We start from the raw sequence: 23,687 nt of genomic DNA, 5'->3' as shown, positions 1-23,687 counted from the left end.
TCATGCCTCTTCTCGGAAATTTACTTATCTCGATTGTTACTCTCCTTATTAATATTTTCGGTAAGTTTATGGTGGCTGAAAAAGCGTTTCGTGTCTCGGCTGTGCTGGTGATGTTGACGCTTTTTGGAATTCTGATGGTTACGATGTCCTCATGCGCCCGTGGGGTTTGTGCGCAAGGTATTTCGGGAATTTCCACTTCACATCCAAACTTTGCCGTTGGTCTCGGAATTGCGTTTAACAGCACTACGATGGCTGCTGCTTCCTGTTACGTTTCGGTGTGGCTTGCTTGCCAGCTGTACGTTTTCCAGAAAAAAGGCCTGAACATCGTTACTAAGTAGGTGGTTGATATGGCTGTTTACGCAATTACGGGCAAGCTCGGCAGTGGTAAGGGCAAGGCGGCAATTGACCAGATCAGGCGTTACCTGCGCGACGGTAAAAGGGTGGCGACAAACTGTGACGTTTTCCTTGAGCACCTGATGCCATCGACGGATAAAAGTATCGTCATACGGGTGCCTGACAAGCCGTCTGCGGTCGATTTGTACATGGTCGGTAGCGGCAATCGGTTTATCCAGTTTGAGCCTATTTTGCAGTATGGACGCGCTGGTATCACGGCGATTGCACCTTCGCCTAAGTTACTGCCGGGATTTGACGAACACCACAATGGTGCGCTCATTCTCGATGAGTGCGGTTCCTGGCTCAATACGCGCAATTTTCAAGACAAGGGCAGGGCGGAAATGCTCGAATGGGCGATCCATGCGCGCAAGTATGGCTGGGACATTTTTTTCATCATGCAGAACATCAGCCAGGTCGACAAACAGTTGCGCGAATCGCTGCTTGAGTATGTGGTGCGGTTGAATCGTCTTGACCGTATGAAGGTGCCTCTTCTGAGTCCCGCCATTGCTTTTATGACGGCCGGTGCATCGACAGGCAGCATGCCACGCTTGCACATTGGTGTCGTGCGCTTGGGCGCTTCTCCTGATGGGCTGGTGGCGGATCGCTGGTACTTCCGGGGCGATGACTTGAACAATGCCTATAACACCACGCAAGTCTTTTCTGATAGCTACCCCCATGGCACGCATTCGCTGCTTTCGGCATGGCACTTATCTGCTGCCGTGGGTGTTCCTCCCGATTTCATCGGGCCATTGCAGGCTACGCCTGCCGCCTTGTCGTTGTTGCGCCCTAGGGCGCTGCCTCCTAAACCACCACACAAACATATGTCTAAATTTCTATTCTGTTCGCTGCTGTTGGGTGTCGTTCTTGGCGTTTTTGGATACCACTTTTGGGGCTCATTTTTCGCGCCTGAGGTTGTCCAGAAAAAGGAGGAGTTTGTTTATTCCAAGACCATCACGGGTGTCGGCTATATGAGTCAGGGTTCTACATTTTTGGTTAGCTTGTCGGACGGTCGTGTGATACAAGCGTTGCGATTCCGCTTCGTGGATGGCGGCTGGATAGCACAGATCGAGCCGGGCTTGTGGGTGCGGGGTGCCGCATGAAAAAATGGTTCCTGTACCTGATGCTGTTGCCCTGTATGGCGATGGCCAATAATCAGCCTGTCGCCATTAATCTGTCCTCTGCCTCGCTCGTGGCGTTTGCACAGGCGACATACAAAAATCTGCTTGAGCGCGACTTTGTGATTGCTCCGGATGCACTGGCGTTAGATCGCAAGATTTCGGTCTCTGTGCGCTCTTTGACGCCCCAGCAATTGCCAGGTTTTATTGAAGGCGTTCTTGCTGATCTTGGTATCTCGTCCGAGTTGCGCGAAGGTGTGTATTACCTGCGTGCAGCGCAGTCTTCTCGTTCCGCTCAAGCTCCGGTTGTGTCACTTCCGCCTGAAGTCGCTACACAAAGCGCATCGTCATCTGCTGCAGCCTTGTTTGCGCCGCTGAACAGGCTTAAATCAGATGAGGGGTATTTTGACGGTGGGTATGCCAGTGGCATTGCAGGCAGTACTTCCGGCCGGCGCCGTGATGATGAATCAGAGGTATACGCGCCGGCTGGCCGTTCGGCTGATTTCTTGGTGCAGGTCGTGACGGCTGCGTTTGGTCCGCGTAGTGCTGTGGCGGCTGGCAATCAAATTGTGCTGACCGGCAGCGCGTCGGAGTTAAACAAGATGCGCATTTTGCTCGGTGCGCTCGATCAGTTGCCGCGTATGGTTGATGTGTCGGCGTCGTGGGTTGAGGTCACGGATAACGCCAGCTCGGGCCGCGGCATTTCCATCATGGCCAGCGTGCTCGGTGCGAAGTTCGGCGCGTCGCTGGGGAGCGTCAATTCGGCGTCCGCGATCAGCTTGCGCGGAACCAATTTTCAGTTGGTAATCGATGCGCTGAACACGGATGGGCGTTTCAAGCAAGTATCGAACAGCCGAATTGTGGGCGACGATTATCAAAAGATGGTGCTGACGGTGGGCGATGAAACGCCGACGATTGCCAGTACGGGCAAAGACAATTCCGGCAACAGCGTTCAAAACATCGTCTATCGGCCTTCCGGCGTCATTGTCGACGTACTGCCCAAGGTGCTCGGCAACGGCAAAATCAATCTTGCCATCGATGGCCAGATATCCAGTTTTAAACCTACTGCCAGTGGCGTAACAGGTTCGCCCACGCTGATTAAGCGCCAGGTCAAAACGGCGGTGACGGTCAACGATGGCGAAGTGCTGTTGATTGGCGGCCTGAACGATGCGCAAACCGTCGATAGTTCCTCTGGCTTCTCGTTTCTGCCGTCTTCGTGGGCTGCTCGATCGGGGACGAAGCTGCATACCGATCTGGTGCTGATCTTGAGTGCGCAAGTTCCCCGAACGTCAGAAAAACGGTGACTTGTCACGATAATTCCGGGGTGACGGCACAAGCGGCCCGGAGGGCAAAATCTTTGAGGGCATATCGAAGTCGGCGGTTGATTTTGAAGTAATGGCGTCAGGTGGCCCGTGCGTATCGGAGCGAGGAGCGACACGTTTTCAAAGTTTTAGCGGGCAGTCCGCCGCCACGCTTAGTACCGCGTCGCTGCACGTTGGCCAGTACGGCCCACTCTGAAAAACCGTTTTGAAAGTATGCACATGAAACAGCTTGAGGATGACAAGACGATTGATCTACTCGGCCCGATTAAACGGGGCAGAGGGCGTCCGGCAACTGGCGCGGCAAAGACCAGTGCACAGCGGCAAAAAGATCGCAGGGATCGCTTGCGTGACGATGGCAAGGCATTTTTGACGGTGCATGTCGATGCGCAGGTGCTGAAAGGATTGAAGGCGTATATCCGCTTTAAAGACATTACGCCGGATCAGGTGATAGAGAAATTATTGCGTCAGCAATTGCTGCGCAAACGGTAGCGGAAAGCTTGGTGCCGCTATCTGCGCGCAGCGCGGGTGGCGGCGCGAAGCGCCGCTAAACTTGTAATAGGAATACTTAACGGAAAGCAGCACGGGAATTGACCATTTCCCATAGGTTGATGAAGGAATTTGAAGTTAAAAAAAAAGACCCCGAAGAGGTCGAAACTCTTTGAGGTCTTCCACCTAACCAAGTCGTGATTGGATAAGCAGTGACCGAATTAGATTATGAAACTACTCTTGCGTCAATTGATTTTACAAAAGCTGATGAGCATGTAAGGGGAGGATGGTGGGATGGCTATACGCTCCGTAGGCGCGATTTTGCTGATGGGCAAACTGAGGTGACGGTGTGTCGTGAAAAACACTTCTCAGGGGCTGCTATCAAGAAACAGCGTGCCGCACGTGGTGAGTCTGAGAACCGGGAAGTGAATGATGACATTGCATCACGTAATGCTAAAAAAAATGTGCGCTTGAAGTGCAAGACGTTGGGGGTTGATCGCATGGTGACGTTGACGTATCGCGAGAATATGGTTGATCGAGCTACGGCTCTTAAGCATTGGGATTTGTTTAGGCGTAGGCTGGGTAAGCATAAGCAGTTTCGATATGTGGCGGTCATTGAGGAGCAGGCGCGTGGCGCTTTGCATTTTCATGTGGCGGTCGCTGGTCGCCAGATGTACGCTTTGCTGCGGTCGATTTGGCAAAGCATTTTGGGCCTTGGACCGGACGGTGAGCAAATGGGCCAGGTCAATGTGCGGGACCCTAACAAGTTCGGTTTCAATAACAAGGGCAATCATCGTATTGCCAGCTACATTGCCAAGTATTGTGGCAAGGAAATGCAGTGTCGAAATTTGAACCAAAAACGTTATTTTGCTAGCAAGGGTATTCCGGTGCCGGATGTGCAGACGTACTGGATAGCTGCGAAAGATATGCTGGGTGCCGTACAGGCTGCCTTTTCGGCACTTGCTGGGTATGATTTGACTGGTATGCAGACTTGGTGCAATAACGGTCTAGAGGTTTGTTACTTGGCTACCGGGCCGGGTTGTGCGCCGGACGCGGATTGGTGTCCATTCTGATATAGTTGGTTTATGGCAACATTATATGGGGCGCATAGATGGTAGTTGCTGGCTTGGTATTGGAAACTCTGACCGGTAAGACGTGGTGTGATGCGGTTGATCGCTGGATGGTCGAAAAGGCAGATAAGGCATCCTTGCATTCCGATAAGTGCATTTTTCGATGGCTTGAACCGCTCTTGTCTGGTTATGATATAAACGATATAAATCGTTCTGTCGTGGACGCTATTACGAAGAAAAAACGTGCTACTGGTGTCAAGAATGGAACTGTCAATAGGACGTTAGCATTGTTGCGTTCTGTGCTAATCCGGGCCTGTGTTGATTGGGAGTGGGTTGATGCAATTCCGAAGGTTCGATTGTTGAGGGAGCCTGATCGTCGGGTGCGTTATTTGACTCACGGGGAGGCGTCCGCGTTGCTGAATGAGTTGCCTGAGCATTTGTCGCATATGGTGGCCTTTAGCCTTGCTACGGGGCTTCGCAAGGGGAACGTGATTGGCTTGTGTTGGTCTCAGGTCGATCTTGTGCGTCGGGTCGCTTGGATTCATCCTGATCAAAGTAAGACGCGCAAAGCTATTGTGGTGCCTCTCAATGACGATGCTATGCGCGTGCTTACATTGCAGCGTGGTCGTCATGCGGTGCGCGTTTTTACCTACAATAGTGAGCCGGTAATCGTCGCTACAACGGCAGCATGGTACAAGGCGCTTAAGCGTTGTGGCATCGATGATTTTCGGTGGCATGATCTGCGGCATACATGGGCCAGTTGGCATGTGCAGCGAGGTACACCATTGCATGTACTGCAGGAACTGGGCGGTTGGCAGTCAGCTCAGATGGTAAGGCGGTATGCGCATTTCTCGGCGGGGCATTTGGCTGCTCACGCGGCGAATTTGCCGGTGTTGATGGTGACAAATGCTAGAATGCAAGTCGTGGGGCCGGAGGCTTCGGTGTGATGAGGTCGATGATGTGTCTCATAATCCGTTGGTGCCGTGTTCGACTCACGGGAGGCCCACCAGAATTTGTAGCAATAGAATTAGCCCCGGCGGGTAACTGCTGGGGCTTTTTTTATGCGTATGACCCGTCCTGGAATAAGTTGACACTTTTTCGTTACAGAGAAGGAGTGTCCGATGGAACAAGGGTTTCGACGCAGTCAGCGAGATTACAGCCTGGCTTTTAAATTGAGCGTTGTCGAGCAGGTTGAAAAAGGCGAGATGACGTACAAGCAGGCGCAAACGCGCTACGGAATACAGGGTCGGTCGACAGTTTTGGTATGGTGTCGCAAACACGGCCTGCAGGATTGGACGCATCCCAGGGGCCGAAGCGAACGGAGAGCGACCATGACAGACACACCAGCCAGGCCACTGACGCCAGAGCAGCGCATCAAGGAGCTGGAGCGTCAGCTCAAGGAAGAAAAACAGAAATCCGCGCTGTTCGAGGCGGTTCTCGACGTCCTGCGTGACGAATACGGGGTGCCGGTAAAAAAGCCTTTGGGCAGGTCATCGCGCGCAAGCAAGTCGAAGGATTAAGCGTCGAACGGGCCTGCCGCTGTGTCGGCATCAGCCGCCAAGCGTATTACCAGCGCCGTCAGCGCGAGCGACATTGCCTGGACAGGGCGCAAACTGTCGTCAAGCTGGTGCAGCCGATACGCCTGCGCCAGCCACGCATCGGCACGCGCAAGCTGCACAGCATGCTCGGTGCAGCCTTTACCGGTGCAAAAATCAAATTGGGACGCGATGGACTCTTTGATATCTTGCGCCAGGAGCGGCTGCTGGTGCAACCACAGCGGGCCTATCATAAGACCACGAATAGCCATCACCGCTTCCGGCGCCATCCCAATTTACTCAAGGAGGGGCCGGGACAAGTGCTCGCCACGCGGCCGGAGCAGGTGTGGGTAGCCGATATCACGTATCTCCCGACCGCCGGAAAATGCGTCTATCTGAGCTTGGTAACGGATGCGTATTCGCGCAAGATCGTGGGCTATCACGTGCACGCAAGCCTGCAAACCGAAGAGGTCAGCGAGGCCTTGAAGATGGCCCTGCGAGCACGACAGCGCAAGATGCCGCTGATCCATCATTCAGACAGGGGCATCCAGTACTGCTCGACTTACTATCAAGAAATTCATCGTCGTCATGGACTGACTTGCTCCATGACCGACGGCTACGACTGCTATCAGAATGCGCTGGCCGAACGTATCAACGGCATTCTGAAAGGCGAGTTCTTGCTGAATCGACCTGCAGACCTGAAACAGGCGAGCAAAATGGTGGCGCAATCGGTGCGGATATACAACCAGGAACGACCACATACGGCCTTGAAGTACAAAACGCCCGATGCGGTGCATCGGGCGTTTGTGCAGCAATAAATACTGTCAACCTATTTTAGGACTGGACAGTATGACAATCACCGCAAGATTTTGTCGTTTGGGCGTGATAGCTGCTGGTTTCGTCACCAATTCCATCTTTATGGCGGTACGGAGCGCATAAGACGCGTTGTGCAGTTTATCTTCCATTCAATCTCGTGCGTAATTGGGTACGCTAAAGGTCATTGTCGTTGTTCAGTGCGGCTATGGTTGTGCTTGTGTCTGAATGGCGGACCTGACCCTGCTACCCCTAAAAATCAGGCGGAATCACTGCTTCTTCAATTACCTGCGCATCTTGCGAATATGACGGCATTTTCTTTAGCTACCGGTCTTCGTAAGAGCAATGTCACTGGACTTTGTTGGTCGCAGGTTGACTTGCCTCGGCGGCTTGCGTGGATACACCCAGATCAGTCTAAGACACGTAAGGCTATAGCCGTTCCTCTCAATTTAGATGCGGTACGCATTGTGTCCTTGCAAGTCGGTAAGCATCCGTTGCGTGTTTTTAGCTATAAAGGCGAGCCAGTTGTGCAGGTCACAACCGCAGCTTGGTATAAAGCATTGAAGCGATGTGGGATAGATGATTTTCGCTGGCACGACTTGAGGCATACGTGGGCAAGTTGGCATGTGCAAAATGGCACCCCATTGAATGTCTTACAGGAGTTGGGAGGGTGGGAAAGTGCTCAGATGGTTCGTCGATATGCCCATTTTTTAGCCTCACACCTAGCTGCATATGCTGACAGGCTACCGACTTTCACTAAGTAAAATTTATTCATTAAATTGCAATTTGTATTGTAATATTTAAGCAATTCAAGATAATTTTTATATTTTACGGAGTGAAATATGGCGATCAGTTGGAAGAGTGATGGGAAAGATGCTAGTGGATACGTAAATTCTTTAATTTCTGAAATTAAGAAATATCTATCTTTCAATGAGGATGGGGCCGTTTCAATAAGAATGGGAACATTCGAGTTTTTGGCAGATGCTCTATACGGATTTGTGGATCATAAATATCCATTGAATGCTGAGTTTCTGTTTAGAAAATTCGAGAATTCAATTAGAGAAGCATATAAGGATGGTAAGGGGAATATTGATGGAGCAAAAATACTAAGAATATTCGAAAAGGATTGCTCGTCCGCATTGCAGAAGAAGAATGAATTTTTCTTGGTAACATCAATAAATTTTTCTACTTCGGAAAATCCAGAAGGGAGAATTATTGATGGGTGTGAGATAAGTTTTCATAAAAAAATTCCTGTTATATATAAGAGACATAGGGCTGATTTAATTAAGGAAATACAAAATAAGTTAAAAGTCAAGCGCGATAATTTTGGTTATACCTATATGGTTATCAAGGTGATTGCACCTGAGCATTTAACCGCTTTTGCTAGTGCGATGAGAGTTTTTGATATTTATCGTGGGTTGTGGCAAATTTATTTTTCTAAAAAGATAAGCTTTTCTCTTTCTGAAGCGGGAATTCGTTACAATTCAGATTGTATTTTAAAGCCCGGAAATTTGCACACGTTACATTTGCCAGATGGTCGGCGCGCTGCAGATTGTTATTGGACCGAAGATTTCATTAACTCTTCTCCTCCAGTAAATATTATTGATTTCCAAAAAATAGATGATTTGACTGGTGAGGCAATCGGAAAGTTGGGTAAGGCAGAAAGGCCATATTTTGAACTCTGTACAAAAGCTCTAATTAATTATGTCTTAGCTATTTCTAAAAATGATGCTGAAGCAAGATTTTTGAGCTTGTGGTTGTGCCTTGAGTTTGTGACAAATTCCGATAATGCGGATGGTATTATAAAAAGGCTTATTTTCTTTTTTGCGGATCGGGACGTGGAGAAGGCCATACTGCGATCTTTACGTCAGGCGCGGAATTCGCATGTGCATGCAGGAGTGGTGCCGTTAAATATTAATATGAAGAATTTTAGGCTGTGTTTCTTTGTTGATGCCATGTTATCGTATTTGATTAACAATTATTATGGTTTTTCAATTCCAAAAGATTTTTTTGATTTCATGTCGTCATCAACAGATATTGATTCAATTGATAGTCAAATAGCTAGATTGCAATTGGTGAAGGAGTTCATTAAAAAAAGTAGTGAGCCACCGGTCTAGTAATGTATTTGTTAAATTTTTCGTGGAAAATTTCATGAAGGTTAATTTTGTGAATAGATATCGATAATATTAAAAATATCAAACAAATAAATTTTTATTGGTAAGTATTTTTTTGGGTAATAGACTAATGATCGAGTTTCTCAGTGTTGTCAAGAGCGTTGTGGGATTATTTTATTCTATTCCGCCTGTTATATGGTCTGGTGTTATCGGTTCAATGCTTGCATTGAGTGGTGTTTATTTAACAAGTAAGCACTCTTATAAAAATTTAAAAATGCAGTTGGAGCATGATTCAATTGAAAAGTCTACGGAAAGGTCGCTAAAGTTGCGACAAGATTCATATATGCTTGTTGCCAAAGAATTAGTTTCAGCTGAGCAGCATTTGGCGAATATTCCGATGTTAGACATTTTGAAAGAAAATCCAGCTAAGGGAACTAATGCATTCTTCGCGGCGGCGGCGCAATGTCAATTGGTAGCCTCTCCTAGGACAGCCAAGCTACTCATGATTTTTGCAAATAAATTCTCAATGCTGTCCATTCGAGCTATTTCTTCAGTTCATCATATTTTTAATGCTGAAGTGGCTGCTGAATTGGCGAAGGATTCAATTGATAGAAATAAAATTGAGTTTGATAGAACTTTGCTAAAGATGACTGAGTTAAATCAGGAAATTGGGAGCGAGAAGGCAAACTATGATGTTTTAAAGAGTTATCTTGATTTTTACAAGGAAGAAATGTCAAAGGGGTGGGATCAGCGTGGAGTGGCGCTAAATGAGAAACAGGAGCATACGCTAAATTATTCAAGGAGTTTAGTTGATGACCTTATTGCACTTACTTCCGAACAAATTGAGGTTCTGGTTTCTATGAGAGCAGATTTGGGATTTGATAGTGATATTGAAGAGTATCGAAAAACTTTATTTGAACAACATCAGAGCATTCTGAAAGAAATGGAACACGCCTTAGCTAAAACGAATTAGTGCAGCATGTTGTCATTTGGAAATGTTGTTGATTTTGCATAGAGCATGTGTCTCATAATCCGTTGGTGCCGTGTTCGACTCACGGGAGGTCCACCAGAATTGAGCAATAATAGAACAAGCCCCGGCGGGTGACTGCCGGGGCTTTTTTCGTGCTGTCGTACAATCGCGGCTTGGTGCTTTGATGAAGGATGAAACGAGATGACGGCTGAAGTGAAGATTGACGATATCGTGGTCGGTGACGGCAAAGCGGCGGCGCGTGGCGCGCTGGTCACAGCCCATTACCGGGGCTGGCTGGAAGATGGCACGGAGTTTGACTCGTCGCACAAGCGGGGCGAGCCTTTTCGCTGTGTGTTGAGCAATAACAAGGTCATCCAGGGCTGGATTCTGGGTTTGCACGGCATGCAAGTGGGCGGCACGCGCAAGCTGTGGGTGCCGGCGGCGCTGGCGTATGGCGAGCGGCAGGTGGGCTTGATACCGCCGCACTCCAATTTGATCTTCGAGATCGAATTGCTGGAAGTGCTGACGCGCGATTGATCGCTTGACGCGCAATCAGGTGGGCAGGGCGCTTGCCTACACTCTACGCGAACAGCGGCGTGTTTTCGTGCCGCTGCCCGCATATCCAGGCGGTGCGCTTGTGGAAGATCAAGCCTGTTTCAAGTTGACCTGCATCATCTCCAGCGCTGGCACGACGTCGTGCAGGCTGGCCACTTCACAGGTGGGGATGGCGGCCGAGGTGTTGGCCATGCCGTCCGGGTTGAACCAGCAGCTGGCTATGCCGTAGCGGTTGGCGCCCAGGATGTCGGCGTCCAGGCGGTCGCCGATGATGATGGTCGTTTCCTTGCTGAACGCGCGCGCCATGTTGGCCGCGTAGTCGAAGAAGCGCACGTCCGGCTTGGCGTGGCCGCACGCTTCGGAGGTGGCGACGAAGGAAATGTAGTCGCCCAGGCCGGATGCGGCGATGCGGCGGTTCTGGATGGCGTCGACGCCGTTGGTGATGATGCCCACTTCGCCGATGCGCGACAGCGTTTCGCACACCTGTTTTGCACCATCGATGAGCACGACCGTGTCCGGCAGCGATTCCAGATACAAGCGGCTGGCCAGTTCCGGGTCGATGGCGATGCCGTTCAGTGCGAACGTCTTGCGGAAGCGCTCCACCTTCAGGAAATCCTTGCTCACCTCACCCGTTTCGAAACGTTTCCACAGATCGACATTGATCGCCTGGTACTGGGAAAACAGTCCGTCGATGCCGTCACGCAAACCCAGTTCGTGCATGGTGTGCAGAAACGAGCGTTTTTCGGACGCCCGGAAGTCGAGCAGGGTATCGTCGAGGTCAAACAGGAATAGCTGGTAGGTCATGGTAAGTATTGAAAGCGTGGAACTTGTCTTGCATCGTAGCACGTAGCGCTGAGTTCGGTTGGCCGTGCCCTGTGCGGGCGATCCGCTACAATCGCTGCCAGACCCGTCACTTTCACTTCATTCCTTTCATGACCCAGCTCTCCGTCAACGTCAATAAAATCGCCCTGCTGCGCAATTCGCGCGGCCGCAATTTCCCGGACCTGCTCGCGTTTTCCGCGCGCTTCCTCGACCTGGGCGCCGCCGGAATTACCTTGCACCCGCGCCCGGACCAGCGCCATGCGCGCTACGATGATGTTGCCGCTTTGCAGCACCTGTGCGCGGAGCGGGGACGCGAGCTGAATGTGGAGGGCTATCCGGCGGCGGATTTTCTGGAGGTGGTGAAAAGCGCGCGCCCGGCGCAATGCACCTTGGTGCCCGATATGCCGGGCCAGCTGACGTCCGATCACGGTTGGGAGATCGAACGGCATGCGACGCTGTTGCGTCCCGTCATTGGGGAATTGAATGACCTGGGCATCCGCGTCAGCCTGTTCGTCGATGCCGACTACCCGGCGCTGGAATGGGCGCGCGAGGTGGGTGCGGCGCGGGTCGAGCTGTACACGGAACGGTTTGCCGAGAGTTATGGCGGCGCGCAGGCCGAGGCCGTGTTTGACACGTATCGGCAGGCGGCGCGGCGGGCGCAGGCGCTGGGCCTGGGCGTGAATGCGGGGCACGACCTCGATTTGCACAACCTGGCGCGCTTCCTGGACATTCCCGGCATCCTGGAAGTGTCGATCGGCCACGCACTGGTGGTCGAGTGCCTGGAACTGGGCATGGACACGGTGCTGGGCCGCTACCTTGAGATATGTCAATCGTAGGGCTGCCGCACATCGAACGCGCTTGCCGCTTGCTGACCTTGCTTACCAGTCATTTCTGAATGGATTTTTGCATGTTTGACGCAACTGCGGGGGAGTGACTTGAGGAGTGGTATTGAGCGCACTATTTGCACTGAAAACTGACTATTTTCGTTTGCTGTGTAATGGCTGCAACGCACTGTTTGACGCCTGGCAAAGCCATGCGCAGGTAGCGTTCGGTACCGGCATACAGGCAGTCCACCTGAAACAGATACTCAGGTGCATCAAAATTGATGTCCCAGCGTTGATGCAAGGTGCCGTTGCGTGTCCATTCCTTGTCCGGGGCCAGGATAGGCAACGCTTCGCCAGCTGCTGGCGGCTGATCCGCCGGATAGGACAGCACGCGTACGCCATCGAGTTTGCTGGCCGGCAGGTTCCAGCTTGAGGGAGGCGCTTGCGGGCAAGAAACGGACGCAATGGGGGCCGCGGCAACTGGCCGCATCGCCGCGGCAGCGATGACCAATGTCGCCAGTGCGAGCGGCTTCATTCCACTATCGAATAGCGTTCGGGACGATTCGATGCCCCGGCCGCCGAACGGCCGAAGTAGATCACGCGGGCGCTGGGCTTGTGGTTACGCCACTGGTCGAAAATTGCTATGCCGCCAGGCACCTGGCGGATGAACAGCGCCGCATGATTGCCCTGCCGCAGATTCTGATAGCGGCCGTTGACGAAGGTGGCAATCACTGTACCTTTCGCGATACCGCCTTGTTCCAGCAGATCCGGCACTTTATTTCCTTCGCGCCAAAGCGATGAGGCACGGGCGCCGGTGAGGTGCCTGACCAGGGTAACGCACTCGCCATTTCCCACGAACTCTTTTTGCTTCGCATAATCGGCACGCGCAATGTAGGGCATAGCGTTGCTCTCTGTGGCTGACGATAGGGAGAGCGTATGCAAGGCGCGGGCAAGCAGCTTGATGTGTGCCAGAGCAATACAGAACATTGACATGTGTCATGGCCCCGCCTGGTGCACGGACAACCTTACATATCCACCCACCAGTTGAGCAAGGTTTCATCATCGTCGTCATCGAGGTTGACGTAGATATTGGCGAAGTACCATTCCACGCCCGTTGCCTCGCGGAAGGCGTCAAAGGGACCGTTGACGTTGTAGATGCCGTGGTGTCCCGGCACGCTGAAGGTGAGGTTGCCCTTGTACTGGCCATCCATGGTGCCGCCCAGCTGGCTTTGCACGTCGCGTTCGAGCTGGTCCACTGCTGCTTGCGGCACATCGTCGGCGTAGATCTGGATGCAGAAGTTGCCGCCGCGCTTTAAGACTTCGGCGGGGGCGAGCGGGTTGGCGATGTTGACGATGTCGCCGCGCGCTAGGTTCAGGGTCAGGCCGGGCGAGGCCAGCAGTTCGTAGACGTGTTCGTCGATTTGGCGCGCGGGCAGGGTTTCATACACGGGACCGCTGGTGTTTTCGCCTGCCAGTACGCGGATGTGCGGCAAGCCTTCGCAATTGATGTCTTCCATTTATTCTTTCATAGTGCCGGCGCCATATTGTATGGGTGCGCCAGGGAGCGGGTTATGGCAATATTGTACCGGGTAGTTTCCTGCTGGCAGGGTGCGCAACGGTGCAAACGAGGAGAGGCAATGGAGAATGCGGTGCAAACAGGCGGCTGCTTATGTGGCGCGGTGCGCTTCGAAGTGAGGGGGGAGGGCAGCAATCCGCACAGCTGTTCCTGCCGCAATTGCCAGCAGCATACGGGCGCGCCGACGGTAGCGTGGGTGGAGTTTGCGCGCGATCAAGTGCGCTGGACGGGCACGGCCGGCGCTCCGGCCACCTACCGCTCTTCCGATTATTCCAGCGGGGCGTTTTGCGCCGTTTGCGGCAGTTCCATCGGCGCCATTGACGATGCGCCCACGGTGGCCTTGCTGGTGGGCAGTTTTGATGATGCGACCCAGGCCGCCTTCGCACCCGAGTACCACTCGTTTGACGATGCCAGGCCGGGTTGGTGGCCGGTCGCCACCGTTGCTGCCGGTTAGGTGCGGCGTGCCGCAGTGTCTGGCCTGCAGTCCTATTCAACCCCGAATATAAAAAAGCACGCCGCAGCGTGCCTTGATATCTTGCCTGGCGGGTTGGCGCCAGGGGGCGAAAACCTGCTTAGAAGCGGTAGCTGGCACTGATGCGCAGCACTGGATACGCCTTGAAATCCTTGACCTTGTCGGACAGTTTTTCGTTTTCAGCGGCAACGTCCGTTTTCAGGGCGGCACAGACCAGCGGGTCGCAGCCGGTATTGTGCAGCGAGGTTTTCGGCGAACCCTGGAACAATACGCCGATGTCGCTGGAAATGCTCCAGCCTGCCTCTTTCACCGGGTTGCCCCAGCCGATGCCGATGTAGGGGGCGACCTTGCGGAAATCGATGGTGCCGTCCAGCTGGCCAGCGCTGGCCGCCGTATAGGTGTTGCCGTTCAATGTGTAGCTGCCGCTTTTGTTCGGCTTGCCTTTGGCATCGATTTTATTGCCGTTGTACACGACGCCGGCGCTCACGCGGAAGGCGCCGTCCATGGGGAAGTAGTCGAGCAAGGCATCGAAGGTGCGCAGCTTGAGTTTCAGCTTGTAGTCGACGTCTTCGGTGCTGGAGTCGTAGGAGTAATTCAGGAAGCCGACGCCAAAACGGGCATTCAGATTCGATTGCAGCGGCACGCTCAGGTGGGCGCCGACGCCAGTCGTACCCAGGTCGGCGGCGATGGCGATTTCTGCCTGGGCTTGGCTTGCGCAGAACATGCCTGCCAGTAGGGCGGCGATCAGGTATTGCTGTTTCATGCTTACTGACTCCAGTCGTTGGTCTAATTATGTACGCGATAAATTACCCAATTGAAACTAAAATTTCTATTGGGTAATTTCAACGAGAATAATAGAGGCTGGATTGTTGCCAAGCAAGACGAAGTGGCAAATGGTGGTACAAGGTGTTGCTTTCCTGCCGCATCAGCTTGCGACGTGGCTTAATTGTGTGCGCTGATGCCGCTGCGGAATTGTTCGAAACCGGCGCGTGCGGCTTTATAGCAATTGCCGGCGGCCGCTTCCAGGCCTTCGCGGTCGAGCACTTCGACCGTGCCGCGACGGTACTGGATCAGGCCTTCGTCCTGCAGCTTGCGCGCCGTGACGGTGACGCTTTCGCGGCGCACGCCCAGCATGTTGGCCATGGTGTCTTGCGTGACCTTCAGTTCGTTCGACAGGGAACGGTCGAGGCGGTCCAGCAGCCAGCGGCACAGTTTTTGTTCGATGCTGCAATGACGGCCGCCCACCACGTTCTGCGCCATTTGCGCAAACATGGCGCTGGTGTAGCGCATCAGCAATTGCGCCAGCGCGCCGCCTTCATTGAACACTTCGCGCAGGAAGGCGGTTTTCAGGCGGTAGCCGTAGCCTGCCGTCTGCACGATGGCGGTGCAGGTGGCGCGCTCGGCTTCGTACAACACCACGCCAGCCACGCCTTCGCGGCCGATGACGGCGATCTCGGTGGTGGCGCCGTCTTCCATCACATACAGCAGGGAAACGATGGCGTTGGTAGGGAAGTACGTGTATTCAATCTTGCCGCCGCAATCGAACAGGTGCTTGCCGGCAGGCAAAGCGACCAATTCCAGCTGGCAAAACAGGCGCTCCAGATCGGCGCGCGACAAGGCGCGCAGCAATTCGTTCTGTTGGGCGCCCGTGATGCTGATCATGGGTGTGGCCGGAGCGGCTTGCCAGTTGTGCTGGGCGGCTGCGTGGCTATTCGTTGCTGGTGTCAGGTTGCTATAAGCTTTGTACATGGTAGGGCCTCGTCTTCTGATTTTGTTGGATGGCGCTGCTTTTCTGGCTTGCTAGCGTTGTGCTGAATCTTGTATCCACTATAGAACCAGGGGGCAATGACGGGCATCGGATGAGCCGACGTGCTTATGTAGGCTAGGAACATTGCCCCGTGTCATCCAACTCCTACGCCCGCTCTTCATTTTCCCGTTTGGAAACAACCGTGTTTGGACAAAAATGCGGCGCGCTGCCCGCTACACCTGAACTTTGGCCGCATGCCGCGATCAAACCACTCTGCGCTGCAGTGCGTCGGTGATAAAATGTTGCCTTGTGGAAATTTAACCGGCGTTTCGGTATGAGCCGCCGCATTACCTGCGCCGTGTTGGTGCGCGCCTGTCTTGTCCCGTTTACCTGTTAATGAAGGAACGCAACGCATGAAATGGTTTTTTGATCTGAAAATTGCCACCAAGCTGATCTTGTCGTTTGGCGCCGTGCTGCTGCTGACGGCCGCGCTGGGCGTGTCGGCGATCTTTTCCATGGCGCGCATCAATACCGCGTCGACGGACCTGTCCGACAACTGGATGCCCAGCGTGCTGGCGGCCATGTCCATGCGCAGCGATGTCAGCGATTTCCGCCGCTGGGAACTGGCGCACATGCTGGCCGCGCAGGATGCCGACATGGCGCAGAACGAAACGCGCATGACGGAAACCCAGGCCAGGCTGAAGGCCGATGCCGACAAGTACCGCAGCCTGATTTCCGAACCGGGCGAGAAGGAAGTGTTTGAGCGCTTCCTGGCGCTCAACGATGAATTCATGCGCCTGCATGCAACCATGCTGAGCCTGTCGCGCGAGATGAAAAAGGAAGAGGCGCGCGCGCTGGCCGTGGGACCGTCGGCCCAGGTCATGACGGACATGATGGCGGCGCTCGATAAACTGGTGGCGATTAACACGGACGGCGGCGTGCGCTCGAGCGCCAGCGCCGACGCAACCTATGCGGCCTCGCGCGCCAGCCTGATCGCCTTGGTGGCGGGCATCGTCATCATCGGCATGCTGCTGGCGCTGTGGGTGGCGCGCAGCGTGGCGCGTCCGCTGATCGAGGCCGTCGGCGTGGCGCGCCGGGTGGCGGCTGGCGACTTGACGGCGCATATCGTTGTGCGATCGCAAGACGAAACGGGGCAATTGATGCAAGCCCTGAAAGACATGAATGCCAGCCTGCAAAACCTGGTGGGCCAGGTACGCGGCGGCACCGATACCATCGCCACGGCGTCGAGCCAGATCGCGGCCGGCAACCAGGATTTGTCGTCGCGCACGGAAGAGCAGGCCAGTTCGCTGGAAGAAACGGCTTCGTCGATGGAAGAGCTGACCTCGACCGTGAAGCAGAACGCGGACAATGCGCGCCAGGCCAACACCATGGCGCAGACCTCGTCGAGCATCGCCATCGAGGGCGGCAAGGTGGTCAGCGAGGTGGTGGGGACGATGGCGTCGATCAATGCCTCGTCGCGCAAGATCGTCGACATCATCGCCGTTATCGACGGGATTGCTTTCCAGACCAATATCCTGGCCCTGAATGCGGCCGTCGAGGCGGCGCGCGCAGGCGAGCAGGGGCGCGGCTTTGCCGTCGTCGCCACGGAAGTGCGCAACCTGGCGCAACGCTCGGCCGCGGCGGCCAAGGATATCAAGGTGCTGATCGGCGATTCGGTCGAGAAAGTCGAGGCGGGCTCGAAACTGGTGGATCAGGCGGGCCGCACGATGGATGACATCGTTGCCAGCATCACCCGCGTGACGGACATCATGAGCGAGATCACGGCCGCCAGCAGCGAGCAGAGCGCCGGTATCGAGCAGGTTAACCAGGCCATCACCCAGATGGACCAGGTGACGCAGCAAAATGCGGCCCTGGTGGAAGAGGCTGCCGCGGCGGCCGAGTCGATGCAGGAGCAGGCCGCCAGCCTGAGCGAGGTGGTCAGCATCTTCAAGCTCGATGCGGCCAGCGCCGCCGCAAACCGGCCGCGTGCGCCTGTCAAGGCTGTCAAGGCGTCGGCAGCCGTGACGCCGGCACCGGCGCCGCGTCAACTGGCCAGCACGGCGCGCCGCGCGGCGCCGGTGGATGAGTGGGAAAGCTTTTAATTGAATTAAGTTAAGCGCGCTTGCGCGGCTTCCTGACGCTCTGGGTGGCGGGCGCGGCAGCGGCTTGCTGGCGCTGTTGCCACGCCCTCAGGGCATCTTCGTAGGCGGCCAGGTCTTCCTGGTACATTTCCAGTACGCAAAAAGTGCAGCCGCTGTGGCAGCACTCGTCATTGCCCGGTTTGCTGGGCGGCTGCGGTTGCGGATCGTGGGATAAAGGCGGGGTGGGCATGGTAAGGGCAGGGACGGCGGAGCTGGCATCGGAGCCGGCATGATACGGCATCCCGGAGGTCTATTGCTGGAACGCTTTTTGCTCAAAAATCACGGTTTCCGTGTACAGTTGCGGTGAATTAGGGTATCGTTTACAGCACTGATATTGTATCTTCTGCGCGCGATGTTCCGCCGGCGCGATCTCCGCCGCCATCGCAGCACATCTCTTCGACGCTCCCGCATACGCCATACAGCATGTCCCGGAGCACGGAGGTGCCGCAAGAACAATGATCCATGGCTTGCAAGACGGAGCTGCCTGTGCCCCGAAATGTTGTTTATTGAGAAAGCATGGCTTCCGCAGTGCGGAGGCACACCAGAAAATTTATGTCTGAAACCGAATCGACTCCTACGCCCAGCCCGGCGATTGCCCCTGAAGCGGCGCCCGTCGCCGCTGCGCCTGCGCCTGCACCTGCACCTGCACCTGCACCTGCCGCATCCGCTGCTCCCAGCCTGACTTTTGCCGACTTTGGCCTTGCGCCTGAAATCCAGCGCGCCTTGACCGACCAGGGTTACACCCATCCGACACCGATCCAGGAACAAGCGATCCCCGTGGTGCTGCAAGGCCGCGATGTGATGGGCGCCGCGCAAACGGGCACCGGCAAGACGGCCGGTTTTTCCTTGCCGATCATCCAGTTGCTGATGGCGCACGCCAGCAGCAGCATGTCGCCGGCGCGCCACCCGGTGCGCGCGCTGATCCTCACGCCGACGCGTGAGCTGGCGGTGCAGGTGGCCGAAAACGTCAAGGCCTACGCCAAGCACACGCCGCTGCGCTCGACCGTCGTCTTCGGCGGCATGGATATGAAGCCGCAAACCGTCATCCTGCGCGGCGGCGTGGAAATCGTCATCGCCACGCCGGGCCGCTTGCTCGACCATATCGAGCAAAAGAACATCAGCCTGAGCCAGGTGCAGATGCTGGTCATGGATGAGGCCGACCGCATGCTGGACATGGGTTTCCTGCCGGACTTGCAGCGCATCATCAACTTGTTGCCGAAACAGCGCCAGAACCTGATGTTCTCGGCCACGTTCTCGCCAGAAATCAAGAAACTGGCCGCCACCTTCCTCAACGATCCGCTGACGATCGAAGTGGCGCGCAGCAACCAGACGGCCGACAAGGTCACGCAAGTGGTCTACAAGGTGACGGAAGACCAGAAGCATGCCCTGGTCGCCCATCTGCTGCGCCAGCGCGACCTGAAGCAGGTCATCGTATTCTCGAACACCAAGATCGGCGCTTCGCGCCTGGCCCGCGTGCTGGAACAGGAAGGCATGAGCGCCACGGCGATTCACGGCGACAAGAGCCAGCAGGAACGCATGGCGGCGCTGGAGGCGTTCAAGAAGGGCGAAATCGACGTGCTGGTGGCGACCGACGTGGCGGCGCGCGGCCTGGATATTTCCGACCTGCCTTGCGTCATCAACTTCGACTTGCCGTACAACGCGGAAGATTATGTGCACCGCATCGGCCGCACGGGCCGCGCCGGCGCCTCGGGCGACGCCATTTCGATCTACTCGGATAAGGACGAGCGCTTGCTGGCCGATATCGAGAAACTCATCAAGCAAAGCATCAAGCGCGGCGAATTGACGGGCTTCAACCCGGCGCCCGCCCGCAGCGGCGACAGCGAGCGCCGTCCGCCACGCCGCAGCGAAGGTGGCGAGGCACGCCCGGCGCGCGCCCCCGAGAGCCGCCATGCCGGCGATAGCCGCGACAGCCGCTCCGCGGAGCGCGGTGCGCGTCCCGCTTTTGGTCCCGGCGCACGCCGCGAAAAGGCTGATCCCTGGTTCCTCAAGCCATATGAGCCGGCCAAGGCCGCAGCCCCGGCTGCCGCCAGCATGGCGCCTACTGCGGCCAAGCCGAAGCAGAAAGTGGCGGCATTGCTGGGTGGTTTGCTGAAGCAATAAGGAGCATCGCCAGAAAACAGCGTTTGCTGGCGTACCATGCAATTGCCAGAAAACGTTCCGACGCCACTCTGTTGTAGACGTGGCGGCGTCATGATTGTCCTGGCAGCGGTATTGACTTGCGCGCCATCGCATCAGGTATTTTCATGCCGATGCGATGGCGCGTTTTTTATTTTGGTGCGCACTGGATGTTGCTGAATGGCAGGAAAGCGGAGTGGTACGCCAGTGGCTTTTAATCAAGCAGCGTTTGAGGGCGCTTGTTTGCCAGTTCGGCAGGCCGGACTGGGTAATCTTGCGGCAGATAAATATCATACTGCCGACATCACATCGTTAGTTGGCTAACTGCTCGCGGTTCGCTAACCACCATTGCCGTCCCAATGCAATCAGGCAGCCGAGAAAGAGTCCGAGCAAGGCACTTACCACCAGGGCCGTTGACAATCGTGTAGTGCGGTTTTCGGGCAAACTCGGGCCGGCGATGAAGCGGCTTTTTTCCAGATACAAATTGAGCGAGTTCTGATTGTCGATTGTGATTTTGTTGTACACTTCCTTGACCAGTTCGTCATTCAGGTCTTTGGATTTGAATGCGTGTTCCTTGCTCGCTTCCAGTGCGCGTAGCACTGCCTCGCCTGACTTGTTGGCGTCGAGTGTCGCTTTGGCACTATCGTAGTAATCACGCAATAACAGATATTGTTGCTGTTCCCGTTTAGCCTGATAAATGGCTTCTTGCGCCGCACTGGCCTCGACCTCGGCACTCATCAGTTGCGTTACTGGCGACAGGTAACGTGAGTTTTCATCCGTCACGGTGACGACTTGCGATGTATTTTGCACTTCGGCCTTCGGGTGGCGTGCAACGATTTGTTTGAGGTCGTTGATGCGCCTGCTGTATTCCGCCAGTTTCTGCTTGCTGCCAATGATGTCATTGTCAAGCTTGGTGATTTTTGCGGTAATTTCCAGATGCTTGAAGCGCAGCGAATCCGTATAAATCAGATAAACAATTGTGTCCATAGTGTAACGGCCCAGCAGGGCGACGATACGTTGCGCCTCTTCCGGGGTACTGGCTTCGTAGCTGATGCGTAAACCGATCACATTATTGCTGTTCTCTTTCGGTTGCTCCATCAAGTCCTTGGCATCGAGTTTGGTGAAAGGGAAAATGGGTTCGATGATGGCGTTCAGGTTTTTTTCGCTGGTGATGTTCTTGCGCAGAGTAGCGATCCCGGGAGCATTTTCGAGTTTGACGGCCTGTACAAAGTCATCGAAGCGGCCGCGACTGCCAAATGCTGCTGAATAGCGCTTGTAGTCGCTGAGCTGAATGCCGAAGCCTGCATCCTTGACGTCTTTTGTCCTTGCCGTTTTTTCTGGTTGCAAGGGGATGGGGCCGCCAAATTGCAGGAATCCGTCACTCTTATACTTGGCCCAATACACGGTGCTGCTCACGCCCAGTGCGATGGAGGCCACTGTCATGCCGATAATCATGCGACGCGCGTGCCACAGCGTGCTCAGAAGCTCGGTTGGGGAAATCAGCGCGCCATCCTGTTTGCTCGTGCGTTGAGTGAATTTTTCCTGCGTTTCCATATGGTTTCTCAAATTGTGTGTGGATGAATAATATGCCCGAAGGAGCCAAGCAGGCTACTCACTAGGCGGCCGGCTTGGTACTTCTACCAGGCCTGCGTTGTAATCAGTGCGGCGCCTGCGTTTTGTTTTTTTCGGACCAGATCAAATCTTCAATACCGCATTGTGGCGCATATTCCTTTACCGCCTTCAGTAGTACCATACGCACATCTTCGTAGGCGAAACGTGCGCAGGCATCATCGAGTTCGCGTAGCAGTAGCTGCAATTCCGCGTGCGGTATTTCGGATTCCTGCGCGCGCATGATCAGTGGGTGTTCGGTGCCTTCGACATTGTCACCGATGAGAAGTTCTTCGTACAGCTTCTCGCCGGGCCGCAGGCCGACATGGACGATTTCGATGCCGTCCGGAGCCGACTTGCTCTTTACTTCCAGGCCGCTCAAATGCACCATGCGTTCGGCCAGATCCACGATCTTGACGGGCTCACCCATGTCAAGCACGAAGACGTCACCGCCTTCTCCCATTGCGCCAGCCTGCAGCACCAGTTGCGCCGCCTCAGGAATAGTCATGAAATAGCGTGTGATTTCGGGGTGCGTCAGAGTAATCGGGCCGCCCGCCATGATCTGTTTGCGGAAGAGCGGCACGACCGAGCCGGACGATCCCAGTACGTTACCGAAGCGCACCATGCAAAAACGCGTCTTGCCACGTTCCTGTGCAAATGCCTGCAAAATCAGTTCAGCCAGGCGTTTTGTCGAGCCCATTACATTCGTCGGACGTACGGCTTTGTCTGTTGAAATCAGGACGAAGCATTTGACGCCAGCGTCCATCGCCGCGCGTGCGATACTCAAGGTGCCGAAGACATTGTTGCGCACGCCTTCAATCGGATTGTGCTCCACCAATGGCACATGCTTGTAGGCTGCCGCGTGATATACAGTTTCGACCTGGAAGGTGCGCAGGATCATTGCACACTTTTCCGTGTCCAGTACGGAGCCAAGAAAGGGCACCAACTCGAGTTCCAGAGCGTGCGCGTGCTTGAGTCCCTTCAGTTCCTGTTTGATCGAGTACAGTGCGAACTCGGACATTTCCAGAAGTATGAGTCTGGAGGGGCGCAGGCGGATGATCTGACGGCACAGTTCGGAGCCGATCGACCCGCCCGCACCAGTCACCAATACTGACTTTCCGGTGATGCAAGTGGCGACCAGGTCTGTGTCCGGGGCCACCTGGTCACGTCCCAGCAAGTCCTCTATCTCAATGTCGCGTACGTCCTGCAGGCGAAGTTCACCGTTGACCAGGCTGGCAACAGGTGGTGTCACCTTGATCTTGACTTTGAGGGATTCGATTTTGTCGAGAATGTGTTTCTGCTGGCTCTTCGGTATCGATGGCATGGCCAGCAGAACTTCGCTGATGTTCAGTTTGCCGATCAATTTGGGCAGGCTCGATGGGGGATAAACCCGGATGCCGGCAATCGACGCGCCTTGCAGTTCGGTTTTGTCGTCGATGATCGCAACCGGAAGGTATTCGCGACCGCCGCGCAGAACACTTGCCAGTTGTGATCCTGCCTTACCAGCGCCATAAATGGCTACGCGCACCGTCTGTTTCGGGCTTTTTACGTGCAATAAAAAGCCACGGGTCAGAAAGCGACTGGCCACGACGTAAGTAATTGCGCTGATCCAGTAAATGCCAAAGACGCCTCGCGAAAGCCCTGTCATGTGGGTGGCGAACGCGGCCAGCGCTACCAGGCTGGCTACCGACAGCGTGACGCCAAGAATGACAACATAGACGATCTTCTGGTCAATGAAGCGTATCACGGCCCGATACAAGCCGAGGCGGATGAAAATAGGGATTGAAACCAAGGGAGCTGCAATTATGAGCCATAAATAACTACGGTAGACGTCAGCGTTGATGACGTCATACCGGAGGATAATCGCCAAACAAAAAGTTAAAGGTAATAAGAAAAAATCTGCCGTTATGGCGATAATTTGTTTTTGGAATCTGGATAAATCAAGAAATATTTTCATTTTACTCACTGATGAGTCGCCGGGTAGTCAA

At 54.7% G+C, this 23,687-nt stretch carries 24 protein-coding genes and 1 pseudogene; 15 read left to right on the top strand and 10 right to left on the bottom strand.

Annotated elements, in window-relative coordinates:
- Positions 1–2: 2 nt before the first annotated feature.
- The 7 genes from JAB4_RS25450 to JAB4_RS25420 all read left to right on the top strand — a co-directional run bounded on the left by JAB4_RS25450 (position 3) and on the right by JAB4_RS25420 (position 6,739).
- A complete protein-coding gene (locus JAB4_RS25450) occupies positions 3–338 on the top strand; it encodes a hypothetical protein (protein WP_070308497.1) in 336 nt (111 codons plus the stop codon).
- Between the two features lie 9 nt (positions 339–347).
- Positions 348–1,493: a zonular occludens toxin domain-containing protein gene (locus JAB4_RS25445; protein WP_083287331.1), complete on the top strand. Its 1,146-nt coding sequence runs from the start codon at positions 348–350 to the stop codon at positions 1,491–1,493.
- The gene (locus JAB4_RS25440; RefSeq protein ID WP_083287330.1) at positions 1,490–2,812 is read left to right on the top strand and encodes a hypothetical protein; all 1,323 of its coding nucleotides are present in this window, start codon (positions 1,490–1,492) and stop codon (positions 2,810–2,812) included. Before JAB4_RS25445 ends, JAB4_RS25440 begins: the two co-directional genes overlap by 4 nt.
- Positions 2,813–3,049: 237 nt before the next feature.
- Complete coding sequence (locus JAB4_RS25435; RefSeq protein WP_139143759.1) at positions 3,050–3,319, top strand: hypothetical protein; 270 nt, start codon at positions 3,050–3,052, stop codon at positions 3,317–3,319.
- A 209-nt stretch (positions 3,320–3,528) separates the two neighbouring features.
- Positions 3,529–4,389, top strand: coding sequence for a hypothetical protein (locus JAB4_RS25430; RefSeq protein ID WP_139143758.1), 861 nt, complete (start codon positions 3,529–3,531; stop codon positions 4,387–4,389).
- A 59-nt stretch (positions 4,390–4,448) separates the two neighbouring features.
- Entirely contained in the window at positions 4,449–5,333 is an 885-nt protein-coding gene (locus JAB4_RS25425) for a site-specific integrase (RefSeq protein ID WP_227742037.1), read from the top strand.
- 174 nt (positions 5,334–5,507) lie between these two features.
- Positions 5,508–6,739, top strand: a protein-coding gene (locus JAB4_RS25420; RefSeq protein WP_265334686.1) for an IS3 family transposase whose coding sequence is annotated in 2 segments (ribosomal slippage) — positions 5,508–5,873 and positions 5,876–6,739 — 1,230 coding nt in all. Because the reading frame shifts where the segments join, the coding sequence is not laid out codon by codon here.
- Between the two features lie 6 nt (positions 6,740–6,745).
- Here JAB4_RS25420 and JAB4_RS30820 read toward each other — a convergent pair.
- Positions 6,746–6,886, bottom strand: coding sequence for a hypothetical protein (locus tag JAB4_RS30820; protein WP_227742036.1), 141 nt, complete (start codon positions 6,884–6,886; stop codon positions 6,746–6,748).
- A 108-nt stretch (positions 6,887–6,994) separates the two neighbouring features.
- Here JAB4_RS30820 and JAB4_RS25415 point away from each other — a divergent pair.
- From JAB4_RS25415 to JAB4_RS25400, 4 genes and pseudogenes are all read left to right on the top strand, one after another.
- Positions 6,995–7,498, top strand: a pseudogene (locus JAB4_RS25415) (site-specific integrase); the annotation flags it as partial.
- Positions 7,499–7,576: 78 nt separating this feature from the next.
- A complete protein-coding gene (locus tag JAB4_RS25410) occupies positions 7,577–8,851 on the top strand; it encodes a hypothetical protein (RefSeq protein ID WP_139143584.1) in 1,275 nt (424 codons plus the stop codon).
- Between the two features lie 127 nt (positions 8,852–8,978).
- Complete coding sequence (locus JAB4_RS25405; protein ID WP_139143585.1) at positions 8,979–9,821, top strand: hypothetical protein; 843 nt, start codon at positions 8,979–8,981, stop codon at positions 9,819–9,821.
- A gap of 198 nt (positions 9,822–10,019) precedes the next feature.
- Positions 10,020–10,355, top strand: a complete 336-nt coding sequence (locus tag JAB4_RS25400; RefSeq protein WP_070224349.1) for an FKBP-type peptidyl-prolyl cis-trans isomerase — start codon at positions 10,020–10,022, stop codon at positions 10,353–10,355.
- A gap of 108 nt (positions 10,356–10,463) precedes the next feature.
- On the opposite strand, the gene JAB4_RS25395 is transcribed toward JAB4_RS25400, so the two are convergent.
- Complete coding sequence (locus JAB4_RS25395; RefSeq protein WP_070224350.1) at positions 10,464–11,177, bottom strand: YjjG family noncanonical pyrimidine nucleotidase; 714 nt, start codon at positions 11,175–11,177, stop codon at positions 10,464–10,466.
- A gap of 128 nt (positions 11,178–11,305) precedes the next feature.
- Here JAB4_RS25395 and JAB4_RS25390 point away from each other — a divergent pair, with 128 nt between their 5' ends.
- The gene (locus tag JAB4_RS25390; protein ID WP_070224351.1) at positions 11,306–12,031 is read left to right on the top strand and encodes a pyridoxine 5'-phosphate synthase; all 726 of its coding nucleotides are present in this window, start codon (positions 11,306–11,308) and stop codon (positions 12,029–12,031) included.
- Positions 12,032–12,152: 121 nt separating this feature from the next.
- On the opposite strand, the gene JAB4_RS25385 is transcribed toward JAB4_RS25390, so the two are convergent.
- Genes JAB4_RS25385 through JAB4_RS25375 form a run of 3 tightly spaced genes read right to left on the bottom strand, consistent with a single transcriptional unit; the run spans position 12,153 to position 13,536 of the window.
- Entirely contained in the window at positions 12,153–12,554 is a 402-nt protein-coding gene (locus tag JAB4_RS25385; RefSeq protein WP_070308412.1) for an STY0301 family protein, read from the bottom strand.
- Positions 12,551–13,012: a BPSL0067 family protein gene (locus JAB4_RS25380; protein ID WP_227742035.1), complete on the bottom strand. Its 462-nt coding sequence runs from the start codon at positions 13,010–13,012 to the stop codon at positions 12,551–12,553. The genes JAB4_RS25385 and JAB4_RS25380 overlap by 4 nt, the downstream gene beginning before the upstream one ends.
- A gap of 32 nt (positions 13,013–13,044) precedes the next feature.
- Complete coding sequence (locus tag JAB4_RS25375; protein WP_070224354.1) at positions 13,045–13,536, bottom strand: DUF4265 domain-containing protein; 492 nt, start codon at positions 13,534–13,536, stop codon at positions 13,045–13,047.
- 120 nt (positions 13,537–13,656) lie between these two features.
- Here JAB4_RS25375 and JAB4_RS25370 point away from each other — a divergent pair, with 120 nt between their 5' ends.
- On the top strand, positions 13,657–14,049 hold the full coding sequence (locus tag JAB4_RS25370; protein ID WP_070224355.1) for a GFA family protein: 393 nt from the start codon (positions 13,657–13,659) through the stop codon (positions 14,047–14,049).
- Positions 14,050–14,167: 118 nt separating this feature from the next.
- Here the strand turns inward: JAB4_RS25370 and JAB4_RS25365 are convergent, their stop codons facing one another.
- Together JAB4_RS25365 and JAB4_RS25360 are read right to left on the bottom strand one after the other, a co-directional pair.
- Positions 14,168–14,830, bottom strand: a complete 663-nt coding sequence (locus JAB4_RS25365) for a hypothetical protein (RefSeq protein WP_175444717.1) — start codon at positions 14,828–14,830, stop codon at positions 14,168–14,170.
- A 179-nt stretch (positions 14,831–15,009) separates the two neighbouring features.
- Positions 15,010–15,729 carry a Crp/Fnr family transcriptional regulator gene (locus JAB4_RS25360; RefSeq protein WP_035828139.1) on the bottom strand — a complete coding sequence of 240 codons (720 nt, stop codon included), beginning with the start codon at positions 15,727–15,729 and terminating at the stop codon, positions 15,010–15,012.
- Between the two features lie 498 nt (positions 15,730–16,227).
- Here JAB4_RS25360 and JAB4_RS25355 point away from each other — a divergent pair, with 498 nt between their 5' ends.
- Positions 16,228–17,916, top strand: coding sequence for a methyl-accepting chemotaxis protein (locus JAB4_RS25355; RefSeq protein WP_070224356.1), 1,689 nt, complete (start codon positions 16,228–16,230; stop codon positions 17,914–17,916).
- A 10-nt stretch (positions 17,917–17,926) separates the two neighbouring features.
- Here JAB4_RS25355 and JAB4_RS25350 read toward each other — a convergent pair whose 3' ends face one another.
- Positions 17,927–18,145 (bottom strand): oxidoreductase-like domain-containing protein, encoded by a 219-nt coding sequence (locus JAB4_RS25350; RefSeq protein WP_070224406.1) that lies wholly within the window; start codon positions 18,143–18,145, stop codon positions 17,927–17,929.
- A gap of 362 nt (positions 18,146–18,507) precedes the next feature.
- Between JAB4_RS25350 and JAB4_RS25345 the strand changes: the two genes are divergently transcribed.
- Positions 18,508–20,076 carry a DEAD/DEAH box helicase gene (locus JAB4_RS25345; RefSeq protein ID WP_070224357.1) on the top strand — a complete coding sequence of 523 codons (1,569 nt, stop codon included), beginning with the start codon at positions 18,508–18,510 and terminating at the stop codon, positions 20,074–20,076.
- Between the two features lie 327 nt (positions 20,077–20,403).
- Here the strand turns inward: JAB4_RS25345 and JAB4_RS25340 are convergent, their stop codons facing one another.
- Both JAB4_RS25340 and JAB4_RS25335 read right to left on the bottom strand, forming a co-directional pair.
- The gene (locus JAB4_RS25340) at positions 20,404–21,645 is read right to left on the bottom strand and encodes a lipopolysaccharide biosynthesis protein (protein ID WP_070224358.1); all 1,242 of its coding nucleotides are present in this window, start codon (positions 21,643–21,645) and stop codon (positions 20,404–20,406) included.
- A 103-nt stretch (positions 21,646–21,748) separates the two neighbouring features.
- Positions 21,749–23,656 carry a nucleoside-diphosphate sugar epimerase/dehydratase gene (locus JAB4_RS25335; RefSeq protein ID WP_070224359.1) on the bottom strand — a complete coding sequence of 636 codons (1,908 nt, stop codon included), beginning with the start codon at positions 23,654–23,656 and terminating at the stop codon, positions 21,749–21,751.
- Between the last annotated feature and the right edge of the window lie 31 nt (positions 23,657–23,687).

The organism is Janthinobacterium sp. HH102, from assembly GCF_001758625.2.
Classification (GTDB): domain Bacteria; phylum Pseudomonadota; class Gammaproteobacteria; order Burkholderiales; family Burkholderiaceae_D; genus Janthinobacterium.
The sequence above is the reverse complement of the archived record's forward strand: the minus strand, read 5'-3'. Positions and strand labels throughout refer to the sequence as shown.

Excerpts from the sequence above, each read along its gene's own strand:
- JAB4_RS25350 (WP_070224406.1), bottom strand. The coding sequence starts at position 18,145 with ATGCCCACCCCGCCTTTATCCCACGATCCGCAACCGCAGCCGCCCAGC.
- JAB4_RS25360 (WP_035828139.1), bottom strand. The coding sequence starts at position 15,729 with ATGATCAGCATCACGGGCGCCCAACAGAACGAATTGCTGCGCGCCTTG.
- JAB4_RS25340 (WP_070224358.1), bottom strand. The coding sequence starts at position 21,645 with ATGGAAACGCAGGAAAAATTCACTCAACGCACGAGCAAACAGGATGGC.
- JAB4_RS25400 (WP_070224349.1), top strand. The coding sequence starts at position 10,020 with ATGACGGCTGAAGTGAAGATTGACGATATCGTGGTCGGTGACGGCAAA.
- JAB4_RS25365 (WP_175444717.1), bottom strand. The coding sequence starts at position 14,830 with ATGAAACAGCAATACCTGATCGCCGCCCTACTGGCAGGCATGTTCTGC.
- JAB4_RS25450 (WP_070308497.1), top strand. The coding sequence starts at position 3 with ATGCCTCTTCTCGGAAATTTACTTATCTCGATTGTTACTCTCCTTATT.
- JAB4_RS25440 (WP_083287330.1), top strand. The coding sequence starts at position 1,490 with ATGAAAAAATGGTTCCTGTACCTGATGCTGTTGCCCTGTATGGCGATG.
- JAB4_RS25445 (WP_083287331.1), top strand. The coding sequence starts at position 348 with ATGGCTGTTTACGCAATTACGGGCAAGCTCGGCAGTGGTAAGGGCAAG.
- JAB4_RS25380 (WP_227742035.1), bottom strand. The coding sequence starts at position 13,012 with ATGTCAATGTTCTGTATTGCTCTGGCACACATCAAGCTGCTTGCCCGC.
- JAB4_RS30820 (WP_227742036.1), bottom strand. The coding sequence starts at position 6,886 with ATGGAAGATAAACTGCACAACGCGTCTTATGCGCTCCGTACCGCCATA.
- JAB4_RS25385 (WP_070308412.1), bottom strand. The coding sequence starts at position 12,554 with ATGAAGCCGCTCGCACTGGCGACATTGGTCATCGCTGCCGCGGCGATG.
- JAB4_RS25375 (WP_070224354.1), bottom strand. The coding sequence starts at position 13,536 with ATGGAAGACATCAATTGCGAAGGCTTGCCGCACATCCGCGTACTGGCA.
- JAB4_RS25435 (WP_139143759.1), top strand. The coding sequence starts at position 3,050 with ATGAAACAGCTTGAGGATGACAAGACGATTGATCTACTCGGCCCGATT.
- JAB4_RS25405 (WP_139143585.1), top strand. The coding sequence starts at position 8,979 with ATGATCGAGTTTCTCAGTGTTGTCAAGAGCGTTGTGGGATTATTTTAT.
- JAB4_RS25395 (WP_070224350.1), bottom strand. The coding sequence starts at position 11,177 with ATGACCTACCAGCTATTCCTGTTTGACCTCGACGATACCCTGCTCGAC.
- JAB4_RS25355 (WP_070224356.1), top strand. The coding sequence starts at position 16,228 with ATGAAATGGTTTTTTGATCTGAAAATTGCCACCAAGCTGATCTTGTCG.
- JAB4_RS25335 (WP_070224359.1), bottom strand. The coding sequence starts at position 23,656 with ATGAAAATATTTCTTGATTTATCCAGATTCCAAAAACAAATTATCGCC.
- JAB4_RS25410 (WP_139143584.1), top strand. The coding sequence starts at position 7,577 with ATGGCGATCAGTTGGAAGAGTGATGGGAAAGATGCTAGTGGATACGTA.
- JAB4_RS25345 (WP_070224357.1), top strand. The coding sequence starts at position 18,508 with ATGTCTGAAACCGAATCGACTCCTACGCCCAGCCCGGCGATTGCCCCT.
- JAB4_RS25370 (WP_070224355.1), top strand. The coding sequence starts at position 13,657 with ATGGAGAATGCGGTGCAAACAGGCGGCTGCTTATGTGGCGCGGTGCGC.
- JAB4_RS25390 (WP_070224351.1), top strand. The coding sequence starts at position 11,306 with ATGACCCAGCTCTCCGTCAACGTCAATAAAATCGCCCTGCTGCGCAAT.